General features: G+C 46.7%; 1 protein-coding gene. It reads right to left on the reverse strand.

Annotated features, from left to right (window positions below; all coding sequences use genetic code 11):
• Positions 1-122: 122 nt before the first annotated feature.
• Positions 123-330, reverse strand: a 208-nt coding sequence (locus ACTHS3_RS17480; RefSeq protein ID WP_440368696.1) for a hypothetical protein, incomplete at its 5' end; no start/stop codon positions are given.

Raw genomic sequence — 330 nt, forward strand, 5'->3', positions numbered from 1 at the left:
TAACAATATAAAGACAATGTCAGACATAATGATGACTCCCTTGACGTAAGCTGTTTTTGTTTTTCAGATGACCTCAGGGTCGTCTGAAATGTTATGGTGCGGCGATATGGGGCAATACCGCGCTAAAGTGTGTCAGTACGTTGATCATCTGCAACGCCGAAGCGGCTGCCATATCCCAGTAAATACAGTGATGCAGCAGAACAGTACGGGCTTTCGCAAATAAAGCCCGCGCTAGGGTTTTGCGCTTGGTCTAAAGGTCGTCTGAAACGGTTTTCAGACGACCTTTTTTCGTACTGCCTTAACCTGTATTGCGCAAACCTTGTGCTACGC

It is taken from the genome of Neisseria sp. P0009.S007 (assembly GCF_051962515.1).